This is a genomic window from Streptomyces niphimycinicus, assembly GCF_018883605.1.
GTDB lineage: Bacteria > Actinomycetota > Actinomycetes > Streptomycetales > Streptomycetaceae > Streptomyces > Streptomyces niphimycinicus.
In genome coordinates, this window is record NZ_JAHLEM010001116.1 from 1 (window position 1) to 3,182 (window position 3,182).

Sequence of the window (3,182 nt, forward strand, 5' to 3'; positions counted from 1 at the left end):
ACCCCGCACCGCGAGGCCGGGCCCCGCGGCAGGGCCTCGCAAGTCGGACTCCGTAGCCGGACCTCGCGGTCCGGCCGTACGGCCGGACACCGTAACCGGACCTCGCGGCCCGGTCGTGCGGCCGGACCCAGCGAGCCGGGCACCGCAGAGCGGAACCCCGCGGCCGGGCCGCGCGGCAGGCCCCCGACAGCCGAACCCAGCCGGGCACCGCTACGGGGCACCGTAGCCGGACCTCGCGACCGGGCCCTGCTGTCGGGCCTCGCTGCGGGACCTTGTTGCGGGCCTCGCGGCCAGGCTCCGTAGCCGGGCCAGGACGGCGGGACGCGGCCGGGAGGAGGGGACGTCGCCGGGCGCCCGGGCGGGGAGTCCTTTCGGCATTCGAACTGTCGTACTTTAGTGCAGAGTTGTCCGCTTTTGTCGACGACTCTGTAACAGGGGTTAGCCGGTGCGGCGGGCGCGGGAATGGCGGTGGCATGAGCCACAACACGCCGCTGTCCCCCCGCCCCCTCCACCACCTCTCGGACGTCCAGCGCCGGGTGTTGACGACACGTCAGCTCCGCGAGCACGGTGTGACCGCGTCCGTCGCCGCGGAGCGCAGCCGGGCCGGCGGGCCCTGGCAGCAGATCCTGCCGGGCGTCCATCTGCTCCACCCCGGCCCGGCGACCAGCGAGGAGCGGCTGCTGGCCGCGCTGCTGTACACCGCGAGCCGCGGCCAGGGTGCCGACGGCGCCTCGCCGGGCGGCGACGGCGAACCGCAGCGCGAGGCGATGATCACCGGGCTTGCCGCGCTCGCCCTGCACCACTTCTCCTCCGCTCCCCCGCTGGCCTCCCTCGACCGGATCGACGTCCTGGTGCCGCGCACCCGGCGGCTGCGCGCCACCGGCTTCGTCCGCTTCGTCCGGGCGGGCACACTGCCCGGCCCCCAGTACGTCGCGGGGGTGCCCACCGCCCCGGTGGCCCGTGCCCTCGCCGACGCCGTCGCCCGGCTCACCGACGCCGTCCTCATCCGCAGACTGCTCACCGAGTCCGTGCGCCACGGCCACTGCGAGGCCACGGCCGTCGTCGCGGAGCTGCACTCGGCCCGGCTGCTGTCCCGGCCGCATGTCGTGGACGCGGTGGACGCGCTGCTCGCCGAGGGCCGGGCGATCGCCGAGGGGCGGCTGTACGACATGATCCGCGGCCACCACCTGCCCGAGCCCGTGTGGAACGTTGAGCTGCGGATGCCCGGCGGGCCCGCCCTCGGCGGGGTGGACGCCTACTGGCGTGAGCAGGCGGTGGCGGTGGAGATCGACACCCGGGCGCCGCGCCAGGACGAGGAGGTCTGGCGCGGCGGTTTCGGCCGCAAGCGCGAACACCTGGAGCGGCTCGGGATCACGGTCGTACGCGTCACCCCGAAGCAGCTCCGGGAGACCCCGGAGGAGCAGGCCGCGGTGGTCCGTACCGCCCTGATCGCGGCGGCCGACCGCGAACCGGCCTCCTATGTGGTCGTCCTGCCGCGCTGACGCCCCGATGCCCCGGCGCGGAGGCGGGGCATCGGGTCACCCGGAACGCGCGGCCCAGGCCCAGGCCCAGGCCCGGGGCAGGGCTCAGGCCCGGGGCAGGGCTCAGGGCTTGCGCAGCAGCAGCTCGGTGTTGCGGTCCGTCGCGTCACCGGCCAGCTTCTGGCTGGCGCCGGGCGCGTTGAAGGACAGCTCGCGGTAGAGCGCCGCGAGCCCGGTCTGGGACAGGTCCGAGAAGTCCGTGCGGTGCGGCGCGGCCGACTCGATGAGCGTGGTGAACAGGGAGATCGTGCCGTCGTGGTTGTCCACGACCTCGAACACCCGGGCCAACTGGGGGAAGTCCACATGCGAGGCGGTGGTGATCTCCCAGAAGGTGCCGCGCGGGGTGATCTCGTTCTTGTGGCTGTGGCCGTTGATCCAGGCCAGCACCTTGGGGTGGCGCTGGAACAGGGCGACGACCTCGTCCCCGCCGTGGCGGGCCTCGCCCGGCCGGGCCGGGTCGTGGTTCATGTTGTCCAGGCTGCGGCTGTAGTGGTGGCTGAAGACGATCACGTAGTCGTCCTTGTGGGCCTTCAGGGTCCGCTCCAGCCAGCGCAGTTGGGCGGTGCCGAGCGACCCGGTGTAGTGGCCGCCCGGGTCGGTGGTGTCCAGGCTGATGCCGATCACGTTCTCGGAGACCCGGAACGAGTAGTAGAGGGTGTTCTGCTCGAGGTTGGCCTTGGTGTAGCCGTGGCCGACCGGACCGGGGCCGGTGGCGGCCGGGTCCAGGTGCGCGGCCAGGTACTCGGCCTGGGTGAAGGGCGCGCGGCGCTCGTCGGGGGTGACCGTGCGCATGTCCTTGGCGTGCGCGTCCAGCAGCGCCTTCATCTGGACGCCCTTGGGGTCGTCCCCGACGCGTGTGCCCTTGAAGAGCCGCTCGGCGTCATCGGCCGAGATGATCTCCAGCTTGCGCTTCCCGGTGGCGAAGTCCGCGTAGTAGTTGTGGCCGAAGGAGTAGACACCGCCCGCCAGATCGTCGTGGTTGCCGATGGTGGAGTACCACGGCAGCCGCAGCCCGGGGCTGTTGACGGTGCGCAGCGCGGCCTTGAGGAAGCCGTCGATGCGCGGGAAGCCGAGCTTCTTGTCGGCGTCGCGCAGCGCCTCCTCGGGGTGCCAGAACTCCTTGTGCCCGCTGTTCTGGACGCCCTCGTAGCGGCGCGGATCGCCGGTGTTGGGGGTGATCCGGCCGCCGTTCATCGCGGCCAGGAACCACTCCAGCTCGATCTTGGCGTTGTTGTCGGTGTTGTCGCCGGTGGTCATGACGAACGACAGCGGCGCCCCGGTGGCGGGTCCGCCACGCAGCCCGTTGATCCGCTCGATGAGCGAGGCGACCCCGGCGATGGTCAGCGCCTCGTGCGGCCGCCACGCCCCGGCGCGCCCGCCGCGCAGGAATTCGTAGCGCATCGGGTGCTGGACATCGGTCAGGTGCAGATCCGTGAGCTGGACGAACGAGGCGAGCGCGGTGCGCCGGTCCTCGCGGCCGCCCTTGGCGCCGGTGATCTCGCTGCGGACCCGACGGGTCCAGGCCGGACCGGCGGCGAGCCGCCGGTAGCCGGTGGCGCCCTGTGCGGCGGAGAACGTCTCCAGCGTCGTACCGGCCGTCGAGGGCGCCGCCGGGGCCTGCACCACCCGGCGGCCCACGGC

Annotated in this window: 2 protein-coding genes; one reads left to right on the forward strand and one right to left on the reverse strand. The window is 73.4% G+C overall.

Annotated elements, in window-relative coordinates; genetic code table 11:
* Positions 1-473: 473 nt before the first annotated feature.
* The gene (locus KN815_RS48035; RefSeq protein ID WP_216348058.1) at positions 474-1,502 is read left to right on the forward strand and encodes a putative endonuclease domain-containing protein; all 1,029 of its coding nucleotides are present in this window, start codon (positions 474-476) and stop codon (positions 1,500-1,502) included.
* A gap of 102 nt (positions 1,503-1,604) precedes the next feature.
* Here the strand turns inward: KN815_RS48035 and KN815_RS48040 are convergent.
* Positions 1,605-3,182: TIGR03767 family metallophosphoesterase (locus KN815_RS48040; RefSeq protein ID WP_216348059.1), on the reverse strand; the 1,578-nt coding region annotated here is incomplete at its 5' end.

Coding starts and splice junctions, on each gene's coding strand:
- KN815_RS48035 (WP_216348058.1), top strand. CDS start 474: ATGAGCCACAACACGCCGCTGTCCCCCCGCCCCCTCCACCACCTCTCG.